We start from the raw sequence: 23,822 nt of genomic DNA on the forward strand, positions 1-23,822 counted from the left end.
TGAAGTGACCTTACTGATGGCAGAAGTGATCATTCGTCTACAAATGCTGATGATCCGTCAGGATATGTCCACCGGGGCCCGCCAGGGCCCGTCGCGGCTCCGTCAGGATGCGTCGAGCAGGCGGTTGAGCCGAATGTCGTTGATCTTGCGCAGTTCGCCCCGGACGATCTCCGCCTCGGTGGCGGCGTCGTTGGGGTGGCGCTCGCGCAGGGCGGCGAGCATGGTGGCCGCGGTGCGGCCGGTCGCGCAGATCAGGAACACGTGGCCGAACTTGGCCTCGTAGGCGGCGTTGGCCTCGTGCAGTTCGTCGAGGAGGGCTCGGTCCACGCCCCGGATGCCGGCCTGCTCCCGCTGCGAGGTGGCGTCGCCGGTCTTGGGCTTGCCGATCCGGGCGTGGCCGGCCATCGCGTCGTGCAGGTCGGCGACCGTCAGCCCGGCCATGGCCGCCGCGTTGGCGGTGAGCAGGGACTCCCGGTCGGACCAGGGCCTGGCCCGCGCGACGTCGGCGGCCCAGTGGGGGCTGGAGCAGACCTCCAGCAGAACGGCTTCCAGGTCCGCGGCGTCGGCCGCGGCCAGGGCGTCAAGGGTGTGGGGGTGGTTGGTCACGGGTGGACCTCCTGAAGAGTGGTGCCACCCGCACAAGCTAGATCCACCCCACCCGGCCGTCAACACTTTGTTGAACGGTTGGTGGTTACGTTTTGAACCGGCCGCCGTTGTCGGCGCGATTCGTGTGCGATTCGCCAAGTGCGCCCCGCCGGGGGCCGGTTCGGACTGGCCGCGCCGGCGGGGTCCGTCCGTTCGGAAGGTTTCCGCCAGAAGGAAGTCCTGGCGGAATCGACCGAGGAGACAACCGGGGGGTCGACCTGGGGGAGCGACCGGGGTCAGGAGGGCTTCGAGCCGTCCTGGCGGTTGAGGTAGTTGTACACCGTGAACCGGCTGACGCCGAGCGCCGAGGCGACCGTCTCGACCCCGTGGCGGACGGTGAAGGCGCCGCGCTCCTCCAGGAGGGCGACGACCCGCTGCTTCTCCCCGCGGTCCAGTTCGGCCAGCGGGCGGCCGTCGAACTGGCGGGCCATCTCGGCCAGCAGCCGGTCCAGGGCGCTGCTGAGGTGCGGCAGCCGGACGGCGAGCGCCGGGGTGCCCTCCCACTCCAGGACGACGTCCTCGGACTTCGCCTCGTCCAGTTGGACGGGCGTCGCGCCGACGGCGTCGAGCAGCGGCTTGATCGCCAGGGCGAGCGGGTGTTCCACGTGCTCGGTCACGGCGTACCGCCCTCCTCGCCGAGCACGCTGACCTGGACCGAGATCCGGGTCGCACCCGCGGTCAGGGTTTCCCGGAGCAGCTTGGTCACCGCGGCGAGCACCTGGTCGGCCTCGCCCTCGGCGCCGGTCCCGAAGGGGCCGACCGAGACGGCCAGGCCGGCCTCGTCGACGACCTGGCGGGCCGCCGCGGCGTGCTCGGGGAACGTGTCCAGTTCGAACGGTTCTGTCGTGAACTCCACCATCAATCGCACGTGCTCACTGTAGCGAGCGCCGGTGCGGGCGGGCAGGGCCGGTCGATCCGCCGGTCGCGGCGCCGATGGGAGGGGGGTTCCGGGCTCACGGCCGGGCTCACGGCCGGGCTCACCTCCGGGCTTCTTCAACAAAATGTTGCGGCGGTCTTGACACCTGCTCGCCGAGCCGGAGATGCTTCCACCAAGCAGAATCCCTCTTCCGGATCGTGGAAGTTGCGGATCTCGGTAGAGAGTGAGAGGTGAGTGACGTGACGGCCGCTTCCCGGCACAGCTTCACGGTCAACCTGTCGATCCTGTTCGGCGAACTGCCGCTGCTGGAGCGTCCCGCCGCGGCCGCGGCCGCCGGTTTCACCGCCGCCGAGCTGTGGTGGCCCTTCGGCGCCGAGCCCGCCCCGTCCGAGGCCGAGCTGGACACCCTCCGCAAGGCCTTCGGCGACGCGGGCGTGCGGCTCACCGGCCTCAACTTCCTGGACGACCTCACCCTCGGGGCCCGCGGCACCGTCTCGGTGCCCAGCGAGAAGGACCGCTTCCGGGCCAACGTCCCGGTCGCCGCGGGGCTCGCCGCCTCGCTCGGCGCCAAGGCGCTCAACGCGCTGTACGGCAACCGGATCGAAGGCGTCGAGGCCGCCGAGCAGGACGCCCTCGCGCTGGAGAACCTGGTGCTCGCCGCCGGGGCCGCGCACGAGATCGGCGCGATCCTGCTGATCGAGGCCCTCAACACGGCGGAGTCCCCGGACTACCCGCTGGTCTCCGCGGCCGCCGCGGTCGAGGTGGTCGACAAGGTCAACGCCGCCACCGGCCTGGGCAACGCGAAGTTCCTCTGCGACCTCTACCACCTGGCCAGGAACGGCGAGGACCTGCCGGCCGTCATCGACGCCTACGCCGACCGGTTCGGCCACGTGCAGATCGCCGACAACCCGGGCCGCAACGAGCCCGGTACCGGCGGGCTGGACTTCGAGGACCTCTTCGCCCGGCTCACCGCCGCCGGCTACACCGGCCCGATCGGCCTGGAGTACCGCCCCTCCACCGGCGTCAGCGCCGACAGCTTCGGGTGGCTGCCGCGCGAGCACCGCGCCGCCGAGTAGCCGTCGAACAGCCGTCGAGTAGCCGCTGAGCAGGCGCCGAGCACCCGTCGAGCGGGCGGGCCCTGCGCTGCTCCTGAGCGGGCGGGCCGCACGCCGCCGGGCAAGCCCGGCCCACCACCCTCCCCACCCCACGAACGACGTAAGGAACGACGCGATGAGCCGCAAGATCGCCTTCATCGGCCTCGGCATCATGGGCAGCCCGATGGCCGCCAACCTGGTCAAGGCCGGCCACCACGTCACCGGCTACAACCTCACCCAGCCGCAGATCGACGCCCTGGTCGCGGCCGGCGGTCACGGCGCCACCAGCATCGCGGACGCGGTGAAGGACGCCGAGGTCGTCATCACCATGGTCCCGGCCGACCCGCACGTCGAGCAGGCCATCCTGGGCGAGGGCGGGGTGCTGGAGAACGCCAGGCCCGGCACCCTCGTGATCGACATGTCCTCGATCACCCCGCAGACCTCCCAGAAGGTCGAGGCGGCCGCCAAGGAGAAGGGCGTGCGCACCCTGGACGCCCCGGTCTCCGGTGGCGAGGCCGGGGCCGTCGAGGCGGTGCTGTCGATCATGGTCGGTGGCGCCGCCGAGGACTTCGCCGAGGCCAAGCCGCTGTTCGACGTCCTGGGCACCACGGTCATCCACGTCGGGCCGTCCGGTGCCGGCCAGACCGTCAAGGCCGCCAACCAGCTGATCGTCGCCGTCAACATCCAGGTGCTCGCCGAGGCCGTGGTGTTCCTGGAGAACGCCGGCGTCGACCTGCCCGCCGCGCTGGACGTGCTCGGCGGCGGCCTGGCCGGTTCGACCGTGCTGAACCGCAAGAAGGCGAACATGGTCGACCGCGAGTTCGCCCCCGGCTTCCGGATCGACCTGCACCACAAGGACATGGGCATCGTCACCGACGCCGCCCGCGCCGTGGGCGCCGCGCTGCCGGTCGGCGCCGTGGTGGCCCAGCTGGTCGCCTCCGCCCGCGCCAACGGCGACGGCTCGCTCGACCACTCGGTGCTGCTGCGCGGCGTCGAGCGCCTCTCGGGCCGCGAGGTCAAGTAGGCCCCGGGGCCTCTCGGGCCCCCTGTGAACTCCTCCTGGTGGCGTGTACCTCATCCGGTCGTGCCCGCGCCACCAGGGGGCCAGACCCGACCGGCGGTCGGGCCGGGGCTCATCCGCCCGCCCGCCGGTCGATCCAGCCGGTGATGCGTACTCCCCTGCCGGGGGCACTTCGGTCGTGCCGGTACGCCTCGCCTGGCCCCCTCCCCGCCGAGGGGAGCCTCTCGTACGTCGGAAGCGGGACGAGGGGAACGGCGGGGAGGGGGTCGCACCTCCCGCCGGGAGCGCACCCTCCCGGCGGGGGCTGACCCCCGCGACGACGGGCGGACCCCCGCGACGGCGGGCGGACCCCCGCGACGGCGGGCGGACCCCCGCGACGACGGGCGGGCGAATCTCCTGACAGGGGGTCGCATCCCCGGAGCACCCGGGCCCATGCTTGGCACAGGCTGTCGAAACATCGCCAGACCCCGTACGGAAGTGAGGACCGCACCATGCCCGTCACCCCCCACCAGGGCCATGTGGTCGTAGCTCCCGACAAGTTCAAGGGCACCCTGGAGGGCGCCGAGGTCGCCGCCCGGATCGCCGCCGGCGTCCGGCGCGCCGCGCCCGGCGTCGAGGTGCGCGAACTGCCCGTCGCCGACGGCGGCGAGGGCACCCTGGCCGCCGCGCTCGCGGCCGGCTTCACCCGCGTCCCGGCCAAGGTGGCCGGGCCGACCGGCCTGCCGGTGGACGCCGCGCTGGCCGTGCGGGGCGACACCGCCGTGGTCGAGCTGGCGCAGTCCTCCGGTCTCGCCCGGCTCCCCGGCGGACGCACCGCCCCGCTCGCGGCCGGCTCCTACGGCGTCGGCCAGCTGATCGGCCGGGCCGTGGCGCTCGGCGCCAAGCGGATCGTGCTCGGCCTCGGCGGCAGCGCCTGCACCGACGGTGGCGCGGGCATGGTCCAGGCGCTCGGGGCCCGCCTGCGCGACGCCGACGGCGCCGAACTGCCCCCCGGCGGAGCGGCGTTGCGCAGGCTCGACCGGATCGAGCCCGGCCCGCTGGCCGACGTGCTGGCCGGCGTCGAGATCGTCGTGGCCTGCGACGTGGACAACCCGCTGCTCGGCCCGCGCGGCGCCACCGCCGTCTACGGCCCGCAGAAGGGCGCCGACGGCGACGACCTGGTGGTCCTGGAGGAGGGCCTGACCCGCTTCGCCGACCAGGTCGCCCTGGCCACCGGACGGGACGTGCGCGACGCCCCCGGTGCCGGGGCCGCCGGCGGGGTGGGTTTCGCCGCTCTCGCGCTGCTCGGCGCCACCATGCGACCCGGTATCGAGCTGCTGCTCGAACTGCTGGGTTTCGACGAGGCCGTGCGTGGGGCACGCCTCGTCGTGACCGGCGAGGGCTGTCTGGACGCGCAGACGCTCCACGGCAAGGCCCCCGCCGGCGTTGCCTCGGCGGCCGCCCGGGCGGGGGTTCGGGTGGCCGCCGTGGCGGGGCGGCTGGAGCTGTCCGAGCCCGAGTGGCGGGCCGCCGGGTTCACCGCCGCGATCGCCCTCACCGACCTCGCGGAGCAGCCGGGGGACAGCATGACCAAGGCCGGTGAGCTGGCCGAGGTGGCGGGGGAGCGGCTGGCGGGCGAGCTGCTGTCCGGCTGATCCTCCGCGCCGACCCGCCGTACCCGTTCCCGCATGCCGATGGGCCGGGCGGGTCCGCCATGCCGATGGGCCGGGCGGATCCCCCGTGCCGACGGGGTGCGCGGATCCCCCGTGCGTTCGCCTCGTACGTTCCTCCATTGACGTTTTGTTGAAGGCGGGCCTAGGCTCCCGGCAATCCTTCGCTTCCCCGCCCGGTTCGCTGCCGGTTCCCTGCCGGTCCGCCTCCCGGTTCCCGCCCGGCGCCCACCCCCAACTTCCAGGTTTCGGAGGTCTCCCATGCCTTTCAGCCAGCCAGCGGTGATCCGCTCCCGACGGGTGGTCCTGCCCGACGGTGAGCGCCCCGCCGACGTGCTGATCCGGGACGGGAAGATCGAGCAGGTCGCCGCGTACGGCTCGCTCCTCGCGGGCGACCGACCCGACGGCGACGGCGGCCTCGCCGACCTCGGGGACACCGCCCTGCTGCCCGGCCTGGTCGACACCCACGTGCACGTCAACGAGCCCGGCCGCACCGAGTGGGAGGGCTTCGCCACCGCCACCCGGGCCGCCGCGGCCGGCGGCGTCACCACGATCATCGACATGCCGCTCAACTCCGTCCCGCCCACCACCACGCTGGAGGGCCTGGTCGCCAAGCGGAAGACCGCGGACGGCCAGGCCTGGGTCGACCTCGGTTTCTGGGGCGGCGCCGTCCCCGGCAACGTCCCGGACCTCGCGCCGCTGCACGAGGCCGGCGTGTTCGGCTTCAAGAGCTTCCTCGCCCCCTCCGGCGTCGACGAGTTCCCGCACGTCGAGGCCGCGGACCTGGAGGCCGCGCTGGCCGAGCAGGCCCGGCTCGGGGCGCTGGCGATCATCCACGCCGAGGACCCGGCCGTGCTGGCCGCCGCCCCGCAGCAACCCGGCGTCCACTACCGCGACTTCCTCGCCTCCCGCCCCGCCGACGCGGAGGCCGTCGCCGTCGCCGTCCTGCTCGACACCGCCCGGCGCACCGGCGCCCGCGTCCACATCCTGCACGTCTCCTCCGCCGCCGTGCTGCCGCTGCTGCGCCAGGCCCGCGAGGACGGCGTCCAGGTCACCGCCGAGACCTGCCCGCACTACCTGACCCTGGCGGCCGAGCAGGTGCCGGACGGCGGCACCGCCTTCAAGTGCTGCCCGCCGATCCGCGACGAGACCAACCGCGACCTGCTCTGGCAGGCCCTGGCGGACGGCGAGTTCATCGCCGTGGTCTCCGACCACTCGCCCTCCACCCCCGACCTCAAGCTGCTGCCCGAGTACGGCGGCAGCGGTGACTTCGCGGCCGCCTGGGGCGGCATCGCCTCCCTGCAACTGGGCCTGCCGGCGATCTGGACCGAGGCCCGCCGCCGCGGCCACGGCCTCGCCGACGTGGTCCGCTGGATGTCCGCCGGACCGGCCGAACTCGTCGGCCTCACCGGGATCAAGGGCGCCATCGCGGCGGGCTGCGACGCCGACCTGGTCGCCTTCGACCCCGACGGTGAATTCGCCGTCCACCCCCGCGAGTTGCACCACCGCAACCCCGTGACCCCGTACGCGGGCCGGACGCTGACCGGCGCGGTCCGCACCACCTGGCTGCGCGGCCGCGCGGTGGACGTCTCGGCCGAGCCCTTCGGCCGCCCGCTCACCCGGCCCGTCGCCGCCCCCACCACCACCCCGTCCGATCGCCTGTCCTGAGGAGACTTCGTGACCACTGCCGACACCCCGAGCGCTCCCTTCACCGAGCTGGTCAACCTGGCCTCGCGGCTGCTCGGCGCGGGCGTCGTCGCCACCAACGAGGACACCTTCGCCGACGCCGAGAACCTCCTGGTCGCCAAGCCCGCCGAGTTCCGCCCGCACACCTTCGGTCACAAGGGCCAGATCATGGACGGCTGGGAGTCCAGGCGCCGCCGCGGCGTCTGCGCCGACCAGCCCCACCCCACCGACCAGGACCACGACTGGGCGATCGTCCGGCTCGGCGCCGGCGGTGTGGTCCGCGGCCTGGTGGTGGACACCGCGCACTTCACCGGCAACTACCCGGAGAGCGCCTCCGTCGAGGCCGCCTCGGTGCCCGGCCACCCCTCGCCCGAGGAGGTGGCGGACGCCGAGTGGACCACGCTGGTGCCGCGCACCCCGCTCCAGGGCGACACCGCCCACGAGTTCGCCGTCGACGACGCCAACCGCTACACCCACATCCGCCTCAACATCTTCCCGGACGGCGGCGTCGCCCGGCTGCGCGTCCACGGCGAGGTGCTGCCCGACCCGCGCGAACTGGACGGCCTCACCTTCGACCTGGCCGCCCAGGAGTACGGCGGCGTGGCCGAGGCGGCGTCCGACCGCTACTTCTCCTCCCCGCACAACCTGAACGCTCCCGGTCGCGCCTCCGTCATGGGCGAGGGCTGGGAGACCCGGCGTCGGCGCGACAAGGCCAACGACTGGGTGCAGATCGCCCTGGCCGGGGGCGGTGAGGCCCTGGCCGCCGAGGTGGACACCACCCACTTCGTCGCCAATGCCCCCGGCTGGGCCGACCTCGTCGGCTTCGACGCCTCGACCGGGGCGGACCCGGCCGACGGCGAGTGGTTCGAGATCCTGCCCCGCACCCGCCTGCAGCCCGACACCCGGCACCGCTTCCGGCTCGACGCCGGCCGCCCGGTGACCCACGTGCGCATCAACGTCCACCCGGACGGCGGCCTCGCCCGCCTCCGGCTCACCGGCCGCCTCACCGAGGCCGGCCGCGCGGCCCTCGCGCTGCGCTGGTTCAACGCCGTCCCGGCCGCCGAGGCCGCCGCGGCCCTCGCCGAGGCCGGCCTGACCGCCGACGAGGCCGCCGCGCTGACCGCCGCCCGCCCGCTGGCGGACCAGGCCGCGGCCGCCGGCGCCGTCGCCGCGCTCCGGCCCGCCGACGGCCCCGACGGCGAGCACTCCTCCCGCCGCCGCTCGGCCGTGTGGCGCCTGCTGGGCGTCTGACGCCCGTTCGGCGGTCCGGCGGAGCCCCGCGCACTCCGGGACCGACGGCACGTCACACCACTCTCCACGCAACGCTTTTATCGACACCTGAAGGACCCTCCATGTCCAAGATCCTGACCACGGAGTCCGGCGCCCCGGTCGCCGACAACCAGAACTCGGCCTCGGCCGGCGAGTACGGCCCGCTGCTGATCCAGGACCAGCAGCTGCTGGAGAAGCTGGCCCGGTTCAACCGCGAGCGCATCCCGGAGCGGGTCGTGCACGCCCGCGGCTCCGGCGCGTACGGCTACTTCGAGGTCACCGACGAGGTGTCGCGGTACACCCGCGCGGACTTCCTCGCCGAGGTCGGCAAGCGCACCGAGGTCTTCCTGCGGTTCTCCACCGTGGCCGGCAACCTGGGCTCCAGCGACGCGGTGCGAGACCCGCGCGGCTTCGCGCTGAAGTTCTACACCGCGCAGGGCAATTACGACCTGGTCGGCAACAACACCCCGGTGTTCTTCATCAAGGACCCGCTCAAGTTCCCCGACTTCATCCACTCGCAGAAGCGCGACCCGTACACCGGCGTGCAGGAGGCGGACAACGTCTGGGACTTCTGGGCCCACTCGCCCGCCTCGACCCACCAGATCACCTGGCTGTTCGGCGACCGCGGCATCCCGGCCTCCTACCGCCACATGAACGGCTACGGCTCGCACACCTACCAGTGGGTCAGCGCCGAGGGCGACGCCTACTGGGTGAAGTACCACTTCAAGACCAACCAGGGCATCCGCTCGCTGGACGGCGACCAGTCCGCCGAGGTGCTCGGCGCCGACGCCGACTCGCACCAGCGCGACCTGCACCAGGCCATCGAGCGCGGCGTGTTCCCGTCCTGGACCCTCTACGTCCAGCTGATGCCGGTGGCCGAGGCCGCGGACTACCGCTTCAACCCGTTCGACCTCACCAAGGTGTGGCCGCACGCCGACTACCCGCTGGTCAAGGTCGGCCGCCTGGTGCTCAACAGGAACCCGGAGAACGTCTTCGCCGACGTCGAGCAGTCCGCGTTCTCGCCGAACAACTTCGTGCCCGGCATCGGCCCCTCCCCGGACAAGATGCTCCAGGGCCGCCTGTTCGCCTACGCCGACGCCCAGCGCTACCGCCTCGGCGTCAACCACACCCAGCTGCCGGTGAACGCCCCGCGCGCCACCGAGGCGGACAACTACGGCCGCGACGGCCTCCATGCCGTCAACAAGTCCGGCCGCGGCAAGAACTACGAGCCCAACTCGTACGACGGCCCCGCCCAGACCGACACCGCGCTCGCCGCGCCGGTCCGGCTGGACGGCTACACCGGCACCTACACCACGCCGGCTCACACCAAGGACGACGACTTCTTCCAGGCCGGTGAGCTGTACCGGCTGATGTCCGCGGGCGAGAAGACCCGGCTGATCGACAACATCGCGGGCTTCCTCGCCCAGGTGAGCCGCGACGACGTGGTCGAGAAGAACCTCGCCCACTTCCACGCCGCGGACGAGGAGTACGGCGCCCGCCTGGAGGCGGCCGTCGCCAAGCTGCGGGCGGGCGACGAGGGCTGAGCCACCCCGCCGCCGTGGCGCGCCACGCGTGACCACGGCTGAGCCGCCCCGCCGTGGCGCACCACGTGTGACGCCCCGCTGACCGACTGACCCGCCCTCACCGGCCGCCGGGGCCCCGCAACCCGGCGGCCGCGGGACGGCCCCCTCCCCCCGGGGCAGTGGGGGAGGGGGCCGTCGTGCTGTCCTCCACTACCGTTCCTCCGAGCGATCGGTGGGTGCTCCACGGAATGTTCACGGATATTCACGGACAGCAGTCGCCGGGCCCGCCGGGTCGATAGGCTGGAGGGCGCCCGCGGTCGCTCCGTGGGGGGACATCGGAAGGGGACGACATGTCGACACCAGCCCCGGGTCGCCACGCCGCGCTGGACCAGGGCCTCGCCGGCCCGTTCACCTCCCTGCAGCACGCCCTCAGACTGCTGGAGGCCGTCGACCGGCACCCTGACGGTGCCACCCTGGTCGCCCTCGCGCGGGAGACCTCGCTCGGCCTGCCGACCGTCCGGCAGCTCGCCGAGATCCTCGAGATCGAGGGCTACCTCCAGTGCCAGGACGGCGGTTGGGTGCTCGGCGGCACCTTCGCCCTGCTCGGCCAGCACAACCGGGAGCAGCTGGTGAAGGCCCGGCTGAACCGCAAACTCGCTGAGCTGCGAGACGAGTTGGGCGCGGCAGTGTACTTCACCCGCTACCACGACGGCGAGTTGTCGGTGGAGGCGGTGTCCGCGGCCGAGTACGCGCCGGCGGTGCAGGAATGGGTGGACTTCCGGGCCACCGCGCACGCCAGCGCGATCGGCAAGTGCCTGCTCGGCCAGCTCGACGCGGACGCCCGCTGGGACCACCTCTCCCGCCACCCGGTGGCCCGGCTCACCTCCCGGACCGTCACCGACGCCGACCAGCTGATGCACCGGCTGGAGCGGCAGCCGGCCACCGTGCCGGTGCTGGACATCCAGGAGTACGCGCTCGGCACGGTGTGCGCGGCCGTCCCGATCACGGCGGGCAGCACGGTCGGCTGCCTGGCCACGTCGATGCCGGTGGACAACGTGCACAAGCTGAAGGCCGCCGCCGAACTGCTGGCGGCCCGGGCGGCGCCGCTGATGCTGGCGATGGCGGTCTGACGGCCGGTCGTTCCCGCGGGCCCCGCCGGATCCGAGTGATCCGGCGGGGCCCGCGTGTTCGTTCGCGGGCGTGTTCGTTCAAGGACCTGGTCGTTCGCGCGCGTTTCCGATGACGGCCCCGGGGTGTGTCACTTATTAGACTCGATGTCGATAAGAGTCGCCGAACCCCTTGTCCCAACCGCTACCCGCGAGTACGTTTCCCTGAGTCGAGCCGCCGCCCCGAGGTCAGGAGGGCCCGCCGTGCCCCGCTCCACCCCCGTACCCGCCCTTGCCGTCCCCGCCGCGCGCGTCCACGACAGCCTCGTCCTCGAACCCCGGGACGTCCGCTTCGACTGGGACCGGCTGCCGCTGCACTGGATCCCCGACGAGCCGATGGCCACCCACGTCATCAACGTGCTGCACCTGCTGCTGCCCGAGGGTGAGCGCTGGTTCGTCAAGGTCTTCAAGGAGGCGCTGCCGCTCATCCGCGACGAGCAACTGCGCGAGGAGGTCCTCGGGTTCATCGGCCAGGAGGCCATCCACGCCGAGGCGCACCAGGAGGTCCTCGACCACCTGCTCGGCCAGGGGCTCGACCCGCGTCCGTACGTCCGGCAGATCGCCTGGCTGTTCCAGCGCGTCCTCGGCGACAAGCCCGGGCTCAGCCCCGCGCGGCGCCGCGAGAACCTCATCGAGCGGGTCGCCTTCGTGGCGGCGATCGAGCACTTCACCGCCTTCCTCGGCAACTGGGCGCTCAACTCCCCGGGCCTGGACCGCGCCAAGGCCGACCCGACGATGCTCGACCTGCTGCGCTGGCACGGCGCCGAGGAGGTCGAACACCGCAGCGTCGCCTTCGACCTGATGGTCCACCTCGACCCCGGCTATCTGCGCCGGGTCCGCGGCATGGCGGTCTCCGGGCCGCTGCTGGTCCACCTCTGGGTGCGCGGCGCCCGCTTCCTGCTCGCCGCCGACCCCACCCTCGACGGACGGCTCAGGCCCACCTGGCGGGAGGCCGGCAGGATCGCCAGGCGCGGCCTGCTGCCCGACCCGGTCCGGTCGATCCGCTCCGGCCTGCGCTACCTGCGGCCCGGCTACCACCCCACCCAGGAGGGCTCCTCCAGCCAGGCCCTCGGCTACCTCGCCGCCTCCCCGGCCGCCCGCGCGGCGGCAGTGGGCCACTGACAAGGGGTCAGGTGACAGAGTTCAGATAACAGATAACAGAAAACGTCATCTGTTATCTGAACTCTGAACTCTGAACTCTGAACTTTGAAATCCGAAACCTGTCACCCGTCGCTCGCGCCCCCTCCCAGACGCCAAGGACCGCCGGATGGACCTGCTCAACCCGCCCCCCGACCTCTACGGCCGCCCCCGCGCCGACGCGTTCATGCGCCGGCTCACCGCCTTCGGTGACCGCTACACCCCGGCCCTCGGTAGCCCCCTGCTGCGTCGCAACCCCCGCCGCCCGCTCAGCCGCCCCACCCCGCCGCTCCAGCTGGTCGTCGCCACCCGCCGCCAACTCGCCGCCGACGTCGTCGAATTGCGGCTCACCGACCCCTCCGGCGGCCCGCTCCCCGGCTGGCAGCCCGGCGCCCACCTGCGCCTCGCCCTGCCCTCCGGCCGCGAACGCCACTACTCGCTCTGCGGCGACCCCGCCGACCGTGCCGCCTACCGGATCGCCATACGGCGACTGCCCGAGGGCGGCGGCGGCTCCGTCGAGATCCACGACACCCTGCACCCCGGCAGCCGCCTCACCGCCCGCCGCCCGCGTAACGGCTTCGCCTTCTGCGCCGAGCCCGCCGTCCTGCTGCTCGCCGGCGGCATCGGTATCACCCCACTGCTCCCGATGGCCCGCGAGGCGCAGCGGCACGGCCTGGACTGGCGCCTGGTGCACGTCGGCCGCAGCGCCGACACCCTCCCGTACGCGGACGAGCTGCGCGCTCTCGACCCGAGCCGGGTGGTGCTGCGCACCGACGACGAGCACGGCGTGCCGACCGGCGCTGACCTGCTCGCGCACGCCCCGCGCGGCGCCGCCGTCTACTGCTGCGGCCCGGCTCCGATGCTCACCGCCGTGCAGCGCGCCCTGGACGAATCCCCTTCCACCGCCCTGCACTTCGAGCGCTTCGGCGCCGCCCCGGTCATCGGCGGCGAGTCCTTCGCCGTGCGCCTGGGCACCGACGGCCCGGTGCTGGACGTCCCCGCCGACCGCTCCGCCCTGGACGTGCTGCGCGAAGCCCGCCCCGACCTCCCGTACTCCTGCCACCAGGGTTTCTGTGGCACCTGCGAGGTCCGCGTGCTGGCCGGCACGCCCGAGCACCGGGACCGCCGGCTCACCTCAGAGCAGCGTGCCGCCGGCGCCGTGCTGCCCTGCGTCTCCCGGGCCGCCGAGGGCGAGACCCTGGTGCTCGACCTGTAGCGTGCTCGACCTGTAGAAGGAGCCCCGATGGCGAACCCCCCGACCTTCCCCTACGACGAGCGCGACCTCGCCCGCTTCCGCGAGACCCAGCAACTCGCCTACCACTGCGCCGAACAGGTCGCCGCCTGGATCGGACCGGGCGTCACCGAGCGCCAGGCCACGGCCGAACTGCGCCGCCGCCTGGTCGCCGCCGGGGTGCAGGACTTCTTCCACGTCCCGTTCGCCTGGTTCGGCGACCGCACGGCCTTCCGGCACTTCCACACCCCGCTCCAGTTCTTCGCCGGCAACCGCCGCCTGGAGGAGGGCATGCCGTACGTCCTGGACTGCGCGCCCATCGTCGACGGCTACACCGCCGACATCGGTTACGGCGGCAAGGTCGGCGAGAACCGGGTCTGGGACCGCCTGGCCGCCGACCTCCAGGTGTACCGCGAGCTGATCCTCGCCGAGGTGCGCGCCCGCCGTCCGCTCAACGAGGTGTACGCGGCCGTGGACGCGCAGATCGCCGCGCACGGCTACGACAACCGCCACCAGGTCTACCCGGGCCGGGTGATCGGCCACCAGGTCACCCGCACCACCGTGCGCGGCCCGGCCGGGGTCAACGTCCTCGGCTTCGGCGTGCGCACCCTGCAGACCCTCGGACGCGAACTGATCTCCGAGCGCCTGCACGGCCGTTCACCGCTCTGGGCGGACGGCCGGTCGTCCCGGCACGCGCCCACCCCGGGCCTGTGGGCGGTCGAGCCGCACATCGGCTTCCGCGGCGTGGGCATCAAGTTCGAGGAACTGCTGGTGGTCACCGAGGACGACGCCCACTGGCTCGACGACGACCTGCCGCACGTCCGCCGCTGGACGGCGGACGCCGCCCACGACGTTGCCCTGGAGGCCGCCCGATGACCACCCCCGCCGCAGACGCCCCGGACGCAGCAGACGCCGCAGCTGCCGCGAAGGCGCCGGCCGCCCCGCCCGTGCGCCGCCGCACCGTGCACTCCGACGGCCTCCCGCTCGCCGTCTTCGAACAGGGCGACCCGGCCGCCCCGACCGTCCTCCTGGTGCACGGCTACCCGGACACCCATGCCGTCTGGGACGACGTCGCCGCCGACCTCGCCCGCGACCACCACGTGGTCCGCTACGACGTGCGCGGCGCCGGCCGGTCCGGAGTGCCCGCCACCCGGGACGGCTACCGGCTGGAGCACCTGGCCGCCGACCTGTTCGCGGTCGCCGACGCCGTCAGCCCCGACCGCCCGGTGCACGTGGTCGCCCACGACTGGGGCTCGCTGCAGTCCTGGGAGGCCGTCACCGAGCCCGGCTCCGAGCGGCGGATCACCTCGTACACCACCATGTCCGGCCCCTGCCTGGACCACATGGGCTACTGGCTGCGCCACCGGATGCGCCGGCCCACCCCGCGGCACCTGCGCCAACTCCTCCACCAGGGCCTGCACTCCTGGTACATCACCGCCTTCCACCTGCCCTTCCTCGCCCCCGGCGTGTGGCGCCTGGGCCTGGCCCGGGCCTGGCCGCGGGTGCTGCGCGACCTGGAGCAGGTCACCCCGCGGCCCGACCACCCGCAGCCCGGCCTGCGCCGCGACGCCGTCCGCGGCATCGAGCTGTACCGGGCCAACTTCCGCCCCACGCTGCGCAGCCCGCGCGAGCGGCCGACGCGGGTGCCGGTCCAGCTGATCACCCTCACCCGGGACCGCTACGTCGCCCCGTTCCTCTCCGAGGGGCTGGAACGCTGGGTGCCCGAGCTGACCCGACGGACGCTGCACGCCGGTCACTGGTCGGCGCTGCTGGAGAAGGGAGCCACCGTGGCCGAGATGGTCCGCGAGTTCACCACCCGTATCGAACGCGGAAGCGCCGAGCCGACCCGGGAGCAGGGTGACGGCCGGCTGGTCGTCGTCACCGGCGGCGGCAGCGGCATCGGCCGGGCCACCGCGCTCGCCTTCGCCGAGGACGGCGCCCGCGTCGTGGTCTGCGACCTCGACCTCGCCGCCGCCGAGCGCACCGCCGAACTCGCCTCGCTGATCGGCCCGCAGGCGCACGCCTACCGGGTGGACGTCGCCGACGGCGCGGCGGTGGACGCCTTCGCACAGGCGGTCGCGGAGGAGCACGGGGTGCCCGACGTGGTGGTCAACAACGCCGGCATCGGCCACTCCGGGACGTTCCTGCAGACCACCGAGAAGGAATGGCAGCGCGTCCTGGACGTCAACCTCTGGGGCGTCATCCACGGCTGCCGCGCCTTCGGCACGCTGATGGCCGACCGCGGCCGGGGCGGTCACCTGGTCAACGTCTCCTCGGCCGCCGCCTACCTGCCGTCCAAGGCGCTCACCGCGTACGCGACCAGCAAGGCCGCGGTGTTCATGCTCTCGGACTGCCTGCGCGCCGAACTCGCCGGGCACGGCATCGGCGTCTCCACCATCTGCCCGGGCATCGTCAACACCAACATCACCCGCACCTCCACCTTCTCCGCGACCACCGCCGACCAGCAGGCCGCCAAGCAGGCCCGCGCCGCCGGGCTCTACGCCCGCCGCGGCTTCCCCCCGGAGAAGGTCGCCACCGCCATCCTCACCGCCGTCCGCACCGGCAGGCCGGTCGTCCCCGTCACCCCGGAGGCCAAGGCCGCCCGCTTCCTCTCCCGCCTCAGCCCCGGCCTCCTCCGCCTGGCCGCCCGCCTCAACGTCACCTGAGCGGGCCGCACGGGCCCGCGGTATCGGGCAGGACGACGCCGCCCTTGAGGACGCGGTGCGGCGCCGGAAGCGCGAGGCCTTCACGGCCCGGCTCGCCGAGGGCGGTCTGCCCGGTCTCACCGGACCGGTGGACCAGGGTGAGTGAGGAACGAGGCCCCGGGCCTGTGAGAGCATCGAGGCCCATGGAGATGACAACGGCTCTGTGGTCCTTCGCCCTCGTCGTGGGGCTGCTCACGCTCACGCCCGGGCTCGACACCGCGCTGGTGCTGCGGACGTCCGCGCTCGGGCGGCGGCGTCAGGCGTGGGGGGTGGTGCTGGGGATCCAGACCGGGACGCTGGTCTGGGGGACGCTCACCTCGGCCGGGGTGACGGCGCTGCTGACCGCCTCGCAGGTGGCGTACGAGGTGCTGCGCTGGGGTGGGGCGGCGTACCTGGTGTGGATGGGCGTCGGCATGCTGCGCAGCCGGGGCGGGGAGGCGGCGGTCGAGGAGGAGCCGGCCGAGGGCGGTTTCGGGTACGGCTGGCGGCGCGGAACGCTGACCAATCTGCTGAACCCCAAGGTCGGGGTGTTCTACGTGGCCGTGCTGCCGCAGTTCATCCCCGCCGGGGCCCCGCACTTCGCCGCCGGGGTGGCGCTCACCTGCGTCCACGTGGTGGAGGGCGTGCTGTGGTCGACCGTCCTGGTCGGCTTCGCCCGGGCGCTGCGCGGCTGGCTGCGCCGCCCCGCCGCCCGGAGGCTGATGGACCGGGTGACCGGCGCGGTGGTGGTGGGCTTCGGCGTGAAGCTGGCACTGAGCGACTGACCGGCGGCCTCAGGCGGCGTGCGTCCGGCGCGTGCGTCGTGCCCGGGGCTCCTCGGGGGTGGCCGGTGCCTCGTGGTGGATCGGGCCGTCCCCGGCATTGAGCGGCAGGCAGCTGCCGCCGCGCCGGTGGGCGATGATCTCGGCGGCGACGGACACCGCCGTCTCCTCGGGGGTGCGGGCGCCGAGGTCGAGGCCGATGGGGGAGCGCAGCCGGCCGATCTCGGCCTCGGTGAGCCCGACCTCGCGCAGCCGCGCCTCGCGGTCGCGGTGGGTGCGGCGCGAGCCCATCGCGCCGACGTAGCCGACCGGCAGCCGCAGGGCGCGTTCCAGCAGCGGGATGTCGAACTTGGCATCGTGGGTGAGCACGCAGAGCACGGTGCGCCCGTCGATCCGGTCGAGCTGGGAGTCGAGGTAGCGGTGCGGCCAGTCGACGACGACCTCGTCGGCCTCGGGGAAGCGCCGTTTCGTGGCGAAGACGGGCCGGGCGTCGCAGACGGTGACGCGGTAGCCGAGGAAGCGGCCGATCCGGACGACGGCGGCGGCGAAGTCGATGGCGCCGAAGACGAGCATCCGCGGCGCGGGCACGTAGGACTCGACGAAGCAGGTGACGGTGCCCTGGTCGCGGTCGTCGCAGGGGCGTCCGTCGAGGCCGAGCACGATCCGGCCGGTGCGTCCGGCGTCGAGCATGGCCCGGGCCTCGGTGACGACCGCCCGTTCGAGCGCGGTCACGAGGTGTCGCGCGGGGCGCGTCGCCGGAAGGGTGGCGGCGGGCGACGGCTGGGCCGTCGAGGGGGCGGGGGGGAGGGCGGGGGAGAGGGCGCCGTGGTGGGTGTCGGCGGTGACGGCGACGGTGGCGCCGACGAGTCCGCCGGGCCCGGCGATCACCCGGGCGAGCGCGACGGGGGTGCCGGAGGCGATGTAGGCGATGCCGGCGTCGAGTCCGTCGTCGGCCCCGGGCCGGATCGGCTGGACGAACACGTCGAGGACGCCGCCGCAGGTCAGGCCGACGGCGAAGGCGTCCTCGTCGCTGTAGCCGAACCGTTCCAGGACGGGTTCGCCGGACTCGATGGCAGCCTGGCACAGCTCGTAGACCGCGCCCTCGACGCAGCCCCCGGAGACGCTGCCGATCGCCTCGCCGGCCGCGTCGACGGCCAGGGCCGCCCCCGGGTCGCGGGGCGCGCTGCCGGAGACGCCGACGACGGTGGCCACGGCGAAGGAGCGCCCGGCCGCGTGCCAGGCCTGCAACTGCTCGGCGATGTCCTGCATGTCGGAGAGCTCCTTACACAAGCGAGGGTAGACGGGAGGTGCCGCCGTACGGGAAACGATTCCCGCACGGCGGCGGTGCGGCCAGGTCCTCTGCGGCCGAGCGGGGCTAGTGCACGCCCAGCCAGGACTTGATCGGGGTGAGCGCGAAGTAGACCACGAAGACCCCGGTGAGGATCCACATCAGCGGGCCGGGCTCGCGCCACTTGCCGGTGCCCGCCTTGATGACCGTGTACGAGATGACGCCCGCGGCGACACCGGCGGTGATGCTGTAGGTGAACGGCATCAGGGTGCAGGTGAGGAAGGCCGGGATGGCGACCTCGCGGTCGGACCAGTCGATGTGCCGGGCCTGGCTCATCATCATCGAGCCGATCACGACGAGGGCGGCGGAGGCCACCTCGGTCGGGACGATCGCGGCGAGCGGCGAGAAGAACAGCATCAGTGCGAACACGCCGCCGGTGACGGTCGAGGCGAGGCCGGTGCGGGCGCCGTCGCCGACCCCGGTGGCGGACTCGACGAACACGGTCTGGCCGGAGGCGCCGGACAGGCCGCCGACGGCGCCGCCGGCCCCGTCGATGAACAGGGCCTTGGAGAGGCCGGGCATCCGGCCCTGCTTGTCGGCCAGCCCGGCTTCGGTGCCGACGCCGATGATGGTGGCCATCGCGTCGAAGAAGCCGGCCAGTACCAGGGTGAAGACGGCGACCGAGGCGCTGATGGCGCCCAGGCCGTGGCTGCCGAAGGCACCGAAGAGGTCGACGTGGCCGAAGAGGCCGAAGTCGGGCGCGGAGACCGGGCTGCCCGGCCACACCGGGGCGGAGCTGACCCAGGTCTTCGCGGGGAGGTCGGCGACCGCGTTGATGACGAAGGCCACCACGGTGCCGCCGGCGATGCCGATCAGGATCGCGCCGCGGACGTTGCGGGCCAGCAGGACGAAGATCGTCAGCACGGTGAGGCAGAAGACCAGGACGGGCCAGCCGGCCAGCTCGCCGAAGGGGCCGAGCGCGAGCGGCGTGGGGCCGCCGGTGTGCACGAAGCCGGCCTTGACCAGGCCGATCAGCGAGACGAAGAGGCCGATGCCGATGGTGATGGCGTGCTTGAGCGGCAGCGGGATGCCGCTCATGATCTTCTCGCGGAGCCCGGACACGACCAGCAGGACGATCAGCAGGCCGTAGATCACGCACAGGCCCATGGCCTGGGGCCAGGTGGTGTGCGGTACCACCAGCGCGGATATCACGCCGGAGACCGAGAGCCCGGCGGCGACCGCCAGGGGGACGTTGCCGACCACGCCCATCAGGATCGTGGTGACGGCGGCGGCGAGCGCGGTCGCGGTGGTGAGCTGCGCGTGGTCCAGCTTGAGGCCGTTGACGTCGGCGCCGCTCAGGATGATCGGGTTGAGCAGGACGATGTAGGCCATCGCCATGAAGGTGGTGAGGCCGCCGCGGATCTCGTTGCCGAAGGTCGATCCCCGGGCCGTGATCCTGAAGTACGCGTCCAGTGCGTTCTTCGGCGCGGGGGCCGGGGCGGGAGCGGGCGTGGCGGTGTCGTCCTCGGCGGGTCTCTCCTCGGTGGGGCTGTGTTCCGTGGGGATCTGGGTCATGTCCACTCCCAAGTGTCAAAGGGGGTTGGGGTGGGCGAGCCGACCTGACTGCCAGTCAACGAGGTTGGCGCAGGGGGACTGCTCGACTCACTGGGCGCACTGTGGCGGTGCCTGCGGTGCGTGGGTGGTGCGCACCGCTGCAGAACCCCGGCGTGGGAGAGGCAGCGGGATGGTGCGGTCGCGTGCCGTGGGTGGTGCACGCGAGTGGGGGTGGCGCGGTGGAGCGGCCCCGGGGCGGCGGGGAGGACGGTCGCCGCCCCGGGGAGGTTCTCCTGCACCCCGGCCGTGCGGCTCGGGGAGGTTCTCCTGCTCCCCGGGGCCTGAAGCCCGGGGGAGCTTGCGGGCTCCGGGGGCGTCAGGCTCCGGGGGCCTCCGTGGTCAGGTGCTCGGGCCGGACCGGGATCCGGTTGAGCGCCAGGCCGGTGGCGTTGCGGATGGCCGCCACGATCGACGGAGTCGCCGAGACGGTCGGGGCCTCGCCGACGCCGCGCAGCCCGTACGGGGCGTGCGGGTCGGGCAGTTCGAGGATCTCCACCGGGATCGGCGGGGTGTCGAGGATGGTGGGGATCAGGTAGTCGGTGAAGGAGGCGTTGCGCACCTTCCCGTCCCGCACGATGATCTCCTCCATCACGGCGAGGCCGAGCGCCTGGGTGCAGCCGCCCTGGATCTGGCCGACGACGGAGAGCGGGTTGAGCGCCTTGCCGACGTCCTGGACGGCGGTGAGCTCGACGACCTTGACCAGGCCCAGTTCGACGTCCACGTCGACCACCGCGCGGTTGGCGCAGAAGGTGTACTGGACGTGGCCGAAGCCCTGCCCGGTCTCCTTGTCGAAGGGGACGGTCGGGCGGTGGTGGTGTTCGCGGGTGAGGTCGATGGCCTCGTCGCCGAGCAGGTCGACCATGGGGACCAGCACGCCGGCGCTCTCCGAGACGACCTTCCCGGCGATCAGCGTGATGTCGCCGTGGGTCCAGCCGTAGCGGCGGCGGCCCTTCTCGATCAGCGCCCGCCTGACCGCCTCGGCGGCCAGCTTCACGGCGCCGCCGGTCATGTACGTCTGGCGCGAGGCGGAGGTCGAACCGGCCGATCCGACCTCGGTGTTGGCCGGGTGGATGGTGACCAGTTCGACGCCCAGCTCGGTGCGGGCGATCTGGGCGTGCACGGTGACGCCGCCCTGGCCGACCTCCGCCATCGCGGTGTGGACCATGGCGACGGGCTCGCCGCCGATCACCTCCAGGCGCACCCGGGCGGTGGAGTAGTCGTCGAAGCCCTCGGAGAAGCCGACGTTCTTGATGCCGACCGAGTAGCCGACGCCGCGCACGATGCCCTCGCCGTGCGAGGTGTTGGACAGTGCCCCGGGGAGCTGGCGCACGTCCGGGTGATCGGTGTCCAGCGGCGGCGGCAGCGGCATCTCCTTGGCGCGCCGCAGCAGTTCGGCGACCGGGGCGGGCGAGTCGATCTGCTGGCCGGTGGGCATGTGGTCGCCCTCCGACATGGCGTTGAGCTGCCTCAACTCGACCGGGTCCATGCCGAGTTCGACGGCCAGCTTGTCCATCTGCGACTCGTAGCCGAACGCGGCCTGGACGGCGCCGAAGCCGCGCATGGCGCCGCAGGACGGGTTGTTGCTGTAGAGCGCGATGGCGTGCATCCGCACGTTGGGGATCACGTACGGGCCGTGCCCGAGCGAGGCCGCGTTGCCGACCACGGCGGGCGAGGCGGAGGCGTACGCGCCGCCGTCCAGCACGATCCGGCAGTCGGCGAAGACCAGCTTGCCGTCGCGGGTGGCGCCGTGCTCGTAGTGCATCCTGGCGGGGTGGCGGTGCACGTGGCCGAAGAAGGACTCGTCGCGGGCGTAGACGATCTTGACCGGCTTGCCGGTGTGCTGGGCCAGCAGGCAGGCGTGGATCTGCATCGACAGGTCCTCGCGGCCGCCGAAGGCGCCGCCGACGCCGGCCAGGGTGAGCCGGACCTTCTCCTCGGGCAGGTCGAGCACCGGGGCCATCTGCTGGCGGTCGACGTGCAGCCACTGGGTGGCGATGTAGAGGTCGATGCCGCCGTCCTCGGCGGGCACCGCGAGGCCGGACTCGGGGCCGAGGAAGGCCTGGTCCTGCATGCCGACCTCGTAGTCGCCGCTGACGACGACGTCCGCGAGCGCACGGACCTCGTCGGTGACGCCGAGGCCGGAGACCAGCCGCTGCTCGTGGCAGATGTTGCCGTACCCGTGCGACTTGTACTCGTGCGGCTCGTGCACGTAGCCGTGCGTGGCGGGGTCCAGGCACTGCTCCTCGGTGACGATCGGGGTGAGCACCTCGTACTCGACCTTGATCCTCTTCACCGCGCGGCGGGCGGTCTCCGGGTGGTCGGCCGCGACCAGGGCGATCGCCTCGCCGTGGTAGCGGACCTTGTCGATGGCCAGGGCCGGCTGGTCCTGGATCTCCAGCCCGTAGTACTTCGCGCCGGGGATGTCCTGGTGGGTGAGGACGGCGTAGACGCCGGGCACCTTGAGCGCCTCGGAGATGTCCACCGACAGGATGGTGGCGCGCGGGTGCGGCGAGCGCAGCGCCATGCCCCAGAGCATGTCCTCGTGCCACATGTCGGAGGAGTAGGCGAACTCGCCCTTGACCTTGAGGTGGCCGTCCGGGCGCAGCGGCGAGCCGCCGATGCCGTCCTTGCTGGCCTGCCGGATGTCCTGGAGGTTCTTCTGGCCCTGGATGGTGCGGGTGGTCATTGCGACACGGCCTTTCCGGCGCACGTGCGGGCGGACGCCAGCCGCACCGCGTCCATGATCTTCTCGTAGCCGGTGCAGCGGCAGAGGTTGCCCGACAGCGCCTCGCGGATGTCGTTGTCGCTCGGCTGGGCGTCCCGCTCCAGCAGCGCGTCGGTCTGCACCAGCAGGCCGGGGGTGCAGAAGCCGCACTGGACGGCGCCGGCATCGATGAACGCCTGCTGGACGAGGCCCAGTTCGCCGTTCTCGCCGGTCAGGCCCTCGACCGTGCGCACCTCGCGGTCCTGCACCTGGCCGGCCGCGACCAGACAACTGCAGACCGGCACGCCGTCCAGGTAGACCGTGCAGGAGCCGCACTCGCCCTGCTCGCAGGCGTTCTTCGAGCCCGGCAGGCCGACCCGCTCGCGCAGCACGTACAGGAGGCTCTCGCCCTCCCAGACGTCGTCCGCCTCGACCGGCTTGCCGTTGGCGGTGAAAGTCACCCTCATGCCGCGCTCCTGATCTGCTTGCTGTAGTCGTTCCAGGTCCAGGTGAGGGTGCGGCGGGCCATCACGGCGAGCGCGTGCCGGCGGTAGTCGGCGGTGCCCCGGACGTCGTCGATCGGCGAGGCGGCGGCCTTGACCAGCTCGCCGAAGCGCTGGACCACCTCGGCGCCCAGCAGGTCGCCGGACTCCCAGAGGCCGCGCTCGGCGAGCACGCCCGCCAGGTACTCCTCGGCCTCGACGGCGCGGCGCGGCGTGGGGGCGGCCGAGCCGATGCCGGTGCCGACGGTGCCGTTCTTCGGGTGGAGGGCGAAGCCGAAGGCGCAGACCGCGATCACCATGGCGTTGCGGGTGCCGATCTTCGAGAACTGCTGCGGGCCGTCCGCCACCGGGATGTGCACCGCCCGGATCAGCTCGTCGGCGTCCAGGCTGTTGCGCTTCACGCCGACGTAGAAGTCGTCGATCGGGATCAGCCGGGTGCCGCGCACGGAGGCGGCCTCGACCAGGACGTCCCGGCCGGCCGCCAGCAGCGCCGGGTGGGAGTCGCCGGCCGGGGAGGCCGCGCCGAGGTTGCCGCCGACGCCGCCGCGGTTGCGGATCTGCGGGGAGCCGACGGTGTGGGCCGCCAGCGCCAGCCCGGGCAGCGGCCCGGACAGCTCGTCGATGATCCGGGAGTAGGGGACGGAGGCGCCGAGCCGGACGACGCCGCCGTCGTTCGACCACTGGGTGAGCTCGGTGATGCGGTTCAGATCGAGAATCGCGGATGGCCGGTGCACGTCGAAGTTCAGCTCGACCATGACGTCCGTACCGCCCGCGATGGGCAGTGCGGTCGGGTACTCGGCCTTCGCCGCGAGTGCCTCGTCCCAGGTAGCGGGCCGAAGGAACTCCATGCGGGTGTCTCCTCAAGTCGTCGCCTGCCGGACGGGTGGGCACACTGCCCGGAACTCGGTGTTCGGACCTCTCAACCAACCGCTTCGTCGCCTCCGCGTCG

Annotated in this window: 20 protein-coding genes; 12 read left to right on the forward strand and 8 right to left on the reverse strand. The window is 73.2% G+C overall.

The window, feature by feature from the left end:
- Positions 1 to 102: 102 nt before the first annotated feature.
- The 3 genes from uraD to ABT015_RS01085 all read right to left on the reverse strand — a co-directional run bounded on the left by uraD (position 103) and on the right by ABT015_RS01085 (position 1,504).
- Entirely contained in the window at positions 103 to 606 is a 504-nt protein-coding gene (uraD, locus tag ABT015_RS01075; protein ID WP_350875328.1) for a 2-oxo-4-hydroxy-4-carboxy-5-ureidoimidazoline decarboxylase, read from the reverse strand.
- Between the two features lie 275 nt (positions 607 to 881).
- Positions 882 to 1,262, reverse strand: coding sequence for a helix-turn-helix domain-containing protein (locus ABT015_RS01080; RefSeq protein ID WP_350875330.1), 381 nt, complete (start codon positions 1,260 to 1,262; stop codon positions 882 to 884).
- Positions 1,259 to 1,504 carry a thiamine-binding protein gene (locus ABT015_RS01085; protein ID WP_079136014.1) on the reverse strand — a complete coding sequence of 82 codons (246 nt, stop codon included), beginning with the start codon at positions 1,502 to 1,504 and terminating at the stop codon, positions 1,259 to 1,261. Before ABT015_RS01085 ends, ABT015_RS01080 begins: the two co-directional genes overlap by 4 nt.
- 248 nt (positions 1,505 to 1,752) lie before the next feature.
- Between ABT015_RS01085 and ABT015_RS01090 the strand changes: the two genes are divergently transcribed.
- The 12 genes from ABT015_RS01090 (at position 1,753) to ABT015_RS01145 (ending at position 16,767) form a co-directional block, all read left to right on the forward strand.
- On the forward strand, positions 1,753 to 2,598 hold the full coding sequence (locus ABT015_RS01090; RefSeq protein WP_350875332.1) for a TIM barrel protein: 846 nt from the start codon (positions 1,753 to 1,755) through the stop codon (positions 2,596 to 2,598).
- Between the two features lie 154 nt (positions 2,599 to 2,752).
- Entirely contained in the window at positions 2,753 to 3,640 is an 888-nt protein-coding gene (locus tag ABT015_RS01095; RefSeq protein WP_350875334.1) for a 2-hydroxy-3-oxopropionate reductase, read from the forward strand.
- Between the two features lie 488 nt (positions 3,641 to 4,128).
- The gene (locus ABT015_RS01100) at positions 4,129 to 5,271 is read left to right on the forward strand and encodes a glycerate kinase (RefSeq protein ID WP_350875336.1); all 1,143 of its coding nucleotides are present in this window, start codon (positions 4,129 to 4,131) and stop codon (positions 5,269 to 5,271) included.
- Positions 5,272 to 5,547: 276 nt separating this feature from the next.
- Complete coding sequence (gene allB / locus ABT015_RS01105) at positions 5,548 to 6,954, forward strand: allantoinase AllB (protein ID WP_350875337.1); 1,407 nt, start codon at positions 5,548 to 5,550, stop codon at positions 6,952 to 6,954.
- Positions 6,955 to 6,963: 9 nt separating this feature from the next.
- Complete coding sequence (gene alc / locus ABT015_RS01110) at positions 6,964 to 8,223, forward strand: allantoicase (RefSeq protein WP_350875339.1); 1,260 nt, start codon at positions 6,964 to 6,966, stop codon at positions 8,221 to 8,223.
- A 101-nt stretch (positions 8,224 to 8,324) separates the two neighbouring features.
- On the forward strand, positions 8,325 to 9,785 hold the full coding sequence (locus ABT015_RS01115; RefSeq protein WP_350875341.1) for a catalase: 1,461 nt from the start codon (positions 8,325 to 8,327) through the stop codon (positions 9,783 to 9,785).
- Between the two features lie 329 nt (positions 9,786 to 10,114).
- Positions 10,115 to 10,894 carry an IclR family transcriptional regulator gene (locus tag ABT015_RS01120; RefSeq protein WP_063350013.1) on the forward strand — a complete coding sequence of 260 codons (780 nt, stop codon included), beginning with the start codon at positions 10,115 to 10,117 and terminating at the stop codon, positions 10,892 to 10,894.
- Between the two features lie 240 nt (positions 10,895 to 11,134).
- On the forward strand, positions 11,135 to 12,052 hold the full coding sequence (locus ABT015_RS01125) for a metal-dependent hydrolase (protein ID WP_350875344.1): 918 nt from the start codon (positions 11,135 to 11,137) through the stop codon (positions 12,050 to 12,052).
- A 145-nt stretch (positions 12,053 to 12,197) separates the two neighbouring features.
- Positions 12,198 to 13,283 carry a PDR/VanB family oxidoreductase gene (locus tag ABT015_RS01130; RefSeq protein ID WP_350875346.1) on the forward strand — a complete coding sequence of 362 codons (1,086 nt, stop codon included), beginning with the start codon at positions 12,198 to 12,200 and terminating at the stop codon, positions 13,281 to 13,283.
- 27 nt (positions 13,284 to 13,310) lie between these two features.
- The gene (locus ABT015_RS01135; RefSeq protein ID WP_350875349.1) at positions 13,311 to 14,174 is read left to right on the forward strand and encodes a M24 family metallopeptidase; all 864 of its coding nucleotides are present in this window, start codon (positions 13,311 to 13,313) and stop codon (positions 14,172 to 14,174) included.
- Entirely contained in the window at positions 14,171 to 15,964 is a 1,794-nt protein-coding gene (locus ABT015_RS01140; RefSeq protein ID WP_350875351.1) for an SDR family oxidoreductase, read from the forward strand. Before ABT015_RS01135 ends, ABT015_RS01140 begins: the two co-directional genes overlap by 4 nt.
- A 182-nt stretch (positions 15,965 to 16,146) precedes the next feature.
- Positions 16,147 to 16,767: a LysE family translocator gene (locus tag ABT015_RS01145; protein ID WP_350875353.1), complete on the forward strand. Its 621-nt coding sequence runs from the start codon at positions 16,147 to 16,149 to the stop codon at positions 16,765 to 16,767.
- A gap of 9 nt (positions 16,768 to 16,776) precedes the next feature.
- Here ABT015_RS01145 and ABT015_RS01150 read toward each other — a convergent pair whose 3' ends face one another.
- The 5 genes from ABT015_RS01150 to ABT015_RS01170 all read right to left on the reverse strand — a co-directional run bounded on the left by ABT015_RS01150 (position 16,777) and on the right by ABT015_RS01170 (position 23,721).
- On the reverse strand, positions 16,777 to 18,033 hold the full coding sequence (locus tag ABT015_RS01150; protein ID WP_350875356.1) for an XdhC family protein: 1,257 nt from the start codon (positions 18,031 to 18,033) through the stop codon (positions 16,777 to 16,779).
- 106 nt (positions 18,034 to 18,139) lie between these two features.
- The gene (locus tag ABT015_RS01155; protein WP_502897249.1) at positions 18,140 to 19,627 is read right to left on the reverse strand and encodes an NCS2 family permease; all 1,488 of its coding nucleotides are present in this window, start codon (positions 19,625 to 19,627) and stop codon (positions 18,140 to 18,142) included.
- A 355-nt stretch (positions 19,628 to 19,982) separates the two neighbouring features.
- Entirely contained in the window at positions 19,983 to 22,352 is a 2,370-nt protein-coding gene (pucD, locus tag ABT015_RS01160) for a xanthine dehydrogenase subunit D (protein WP_350875360.1), read from the reverse strand.
- Positions 22,349 to 22,837, reverse strand: a complete 489-nt coding sequence (locus tag ABT015_RS01165; RefSeq protein WP_350875362.1) for a (2Fe-2S)-binding protein — start codon at positions 22,835 to 22,837, stop codon at positions 22,349 to 22,351. The genes pucD and ABT015_RS01165 overlap by 4 nt, the downstream gene beginning before the upstream one ends.
- Positions 22,834 to 23,721: an FAD binding domain-containing protein gene (locus ABT015_RS01170; RefSeq protein WP_350875364.1), complete on the reverse strand. Its 888-nt coding sequence runs from the start codon at positions 23,719 to 23,721 to the stop codon at positions 22,834 to 22,836. Before ABT015_RS01170 ends, ABT015_RS01165 begins: the two co-directional genes overlap by 4 nt.
- Between the last annotated feature and the right edge of the window lie 101 nt (positions 23,722 to 23,822).

Origin of the sequence: Kitasatospora sp. NPDC094016, assembly GCF_040304045.1 — a bacterium.
GTDB lineage: Bacteria > Actinomycetota > Actinomycetes > Streptomycetales > Streptomycetaceae > Kitasatospora.

Excerpts from the sequence above, each read along its gene's own strand:
- ABT015_RS01085 (WP_079136014.1), bottom strand. The coding sequence starts at position 1,504 with ATGGTGGAGTTCACGACAGAACCGTTCGAACTGGACACGTTCCCCGAG.
- ABT015_RS01095 (WP_350875334.1), top strand. The coding sequence starts at position 2,753 with ATGAGCCGCAAGATCGCCTTCATCGGCCTCGGCATCATGGGCAGCCCG.
- ABT015_RS01100 (WP_350875336.1), top strand. The coding sequence starts at position 4,129 with ATGCCCGTCACCCCCCACCAGGGCCATGTGGTCGTAGCTCCCGACAAG.
- allB (WP_350875337.1), top strand. The coding sequence starts at position 5,548 with ATGCCTTTCAGCCAGCCAGCGGTGATCCGCTCCCGACGGGTGGTCCTG.
- ABT015_RS01115 (WP_350875341.1), top strand. The coding sequence starts at position 8,325 with ATGTCCAAGATCCTGACCACGGAGTCCGGCGCCCCGGTCGCCGACAAC.
- ABT015_RS01120 (WP_063350013.1), top strand. The coding sequence starts at position 10,115 with ATGTCGACACCAGCCCCGGGTCGCCACGCCGCGCTGGACCAGGGCCTC.
- ABT015_RS01130 (WP_350875346.1), top strand. The coding sequence starts at position 12,198 with ATGGACCTGCTCAACCCGCCCCCCGACCTCTACGGCCGCCCCCGCGCC.
- ABT015_RS01135 (WP_350875349.1), top strand. The coding sequence starts at position 13,311 with ATGGCGAACCCCCCGACCTTCCCCTACGACGAGCGCGACCTCGCCCGC.
- ABT015_RS01140 (WP_350875351.1), top strand. The coding sequence starts at position 14,171 with ATGACCACCCCCGCCGCAGACGCCCCGGACGCAGCAGACGCCGCAGCT.
- ABT015_RS01145 (WP_350875353.1), top strand. The coding sequence starts at position 16,147 with ATGGAGATGACAACGGCTCTGTGGTCCTTCGCCCTCGTCGTGGGGCTG.
- ABT015_RS01150 (WP_350875356.1), bottom strand. The coding sequence starts at position 18,033 with ATGCAGGACATCGCCGAGCAGTTGCAGGCCTGGCACGCGGCCGGGCGC.
- ABT015_RS01155 (WP_502897249.1), bottom strand. The coding sequence starts at position 19,627 with ATGACCCAGATCCCCACGGAACACAGCCCCACCGAGGAGAGACCCGCC.
- pucD (WP_350875360.1), bottom strand. The coding sequence starts at position 22,352 with ATGACCACCCGCACCATCCAGGGCCAGAAGAACCTCCAGGACATCCGG.
- ABT015_RS01165 (WP_350875362.1), bottom strand. The coding sequence starts at position 22,837 with ATGAGGGTGACTTTCACCGCCAACGGCAAGCCGGTCGAGGCGGACGAC.
- ABT015_RS01170 (WP_350875364.1), bottom strand. The coding sequence starts at position 23,721 with ATGGAGTTCCTTCGGCCCGCTACCTGGGACGAGGCACTCGCGGCGAAG.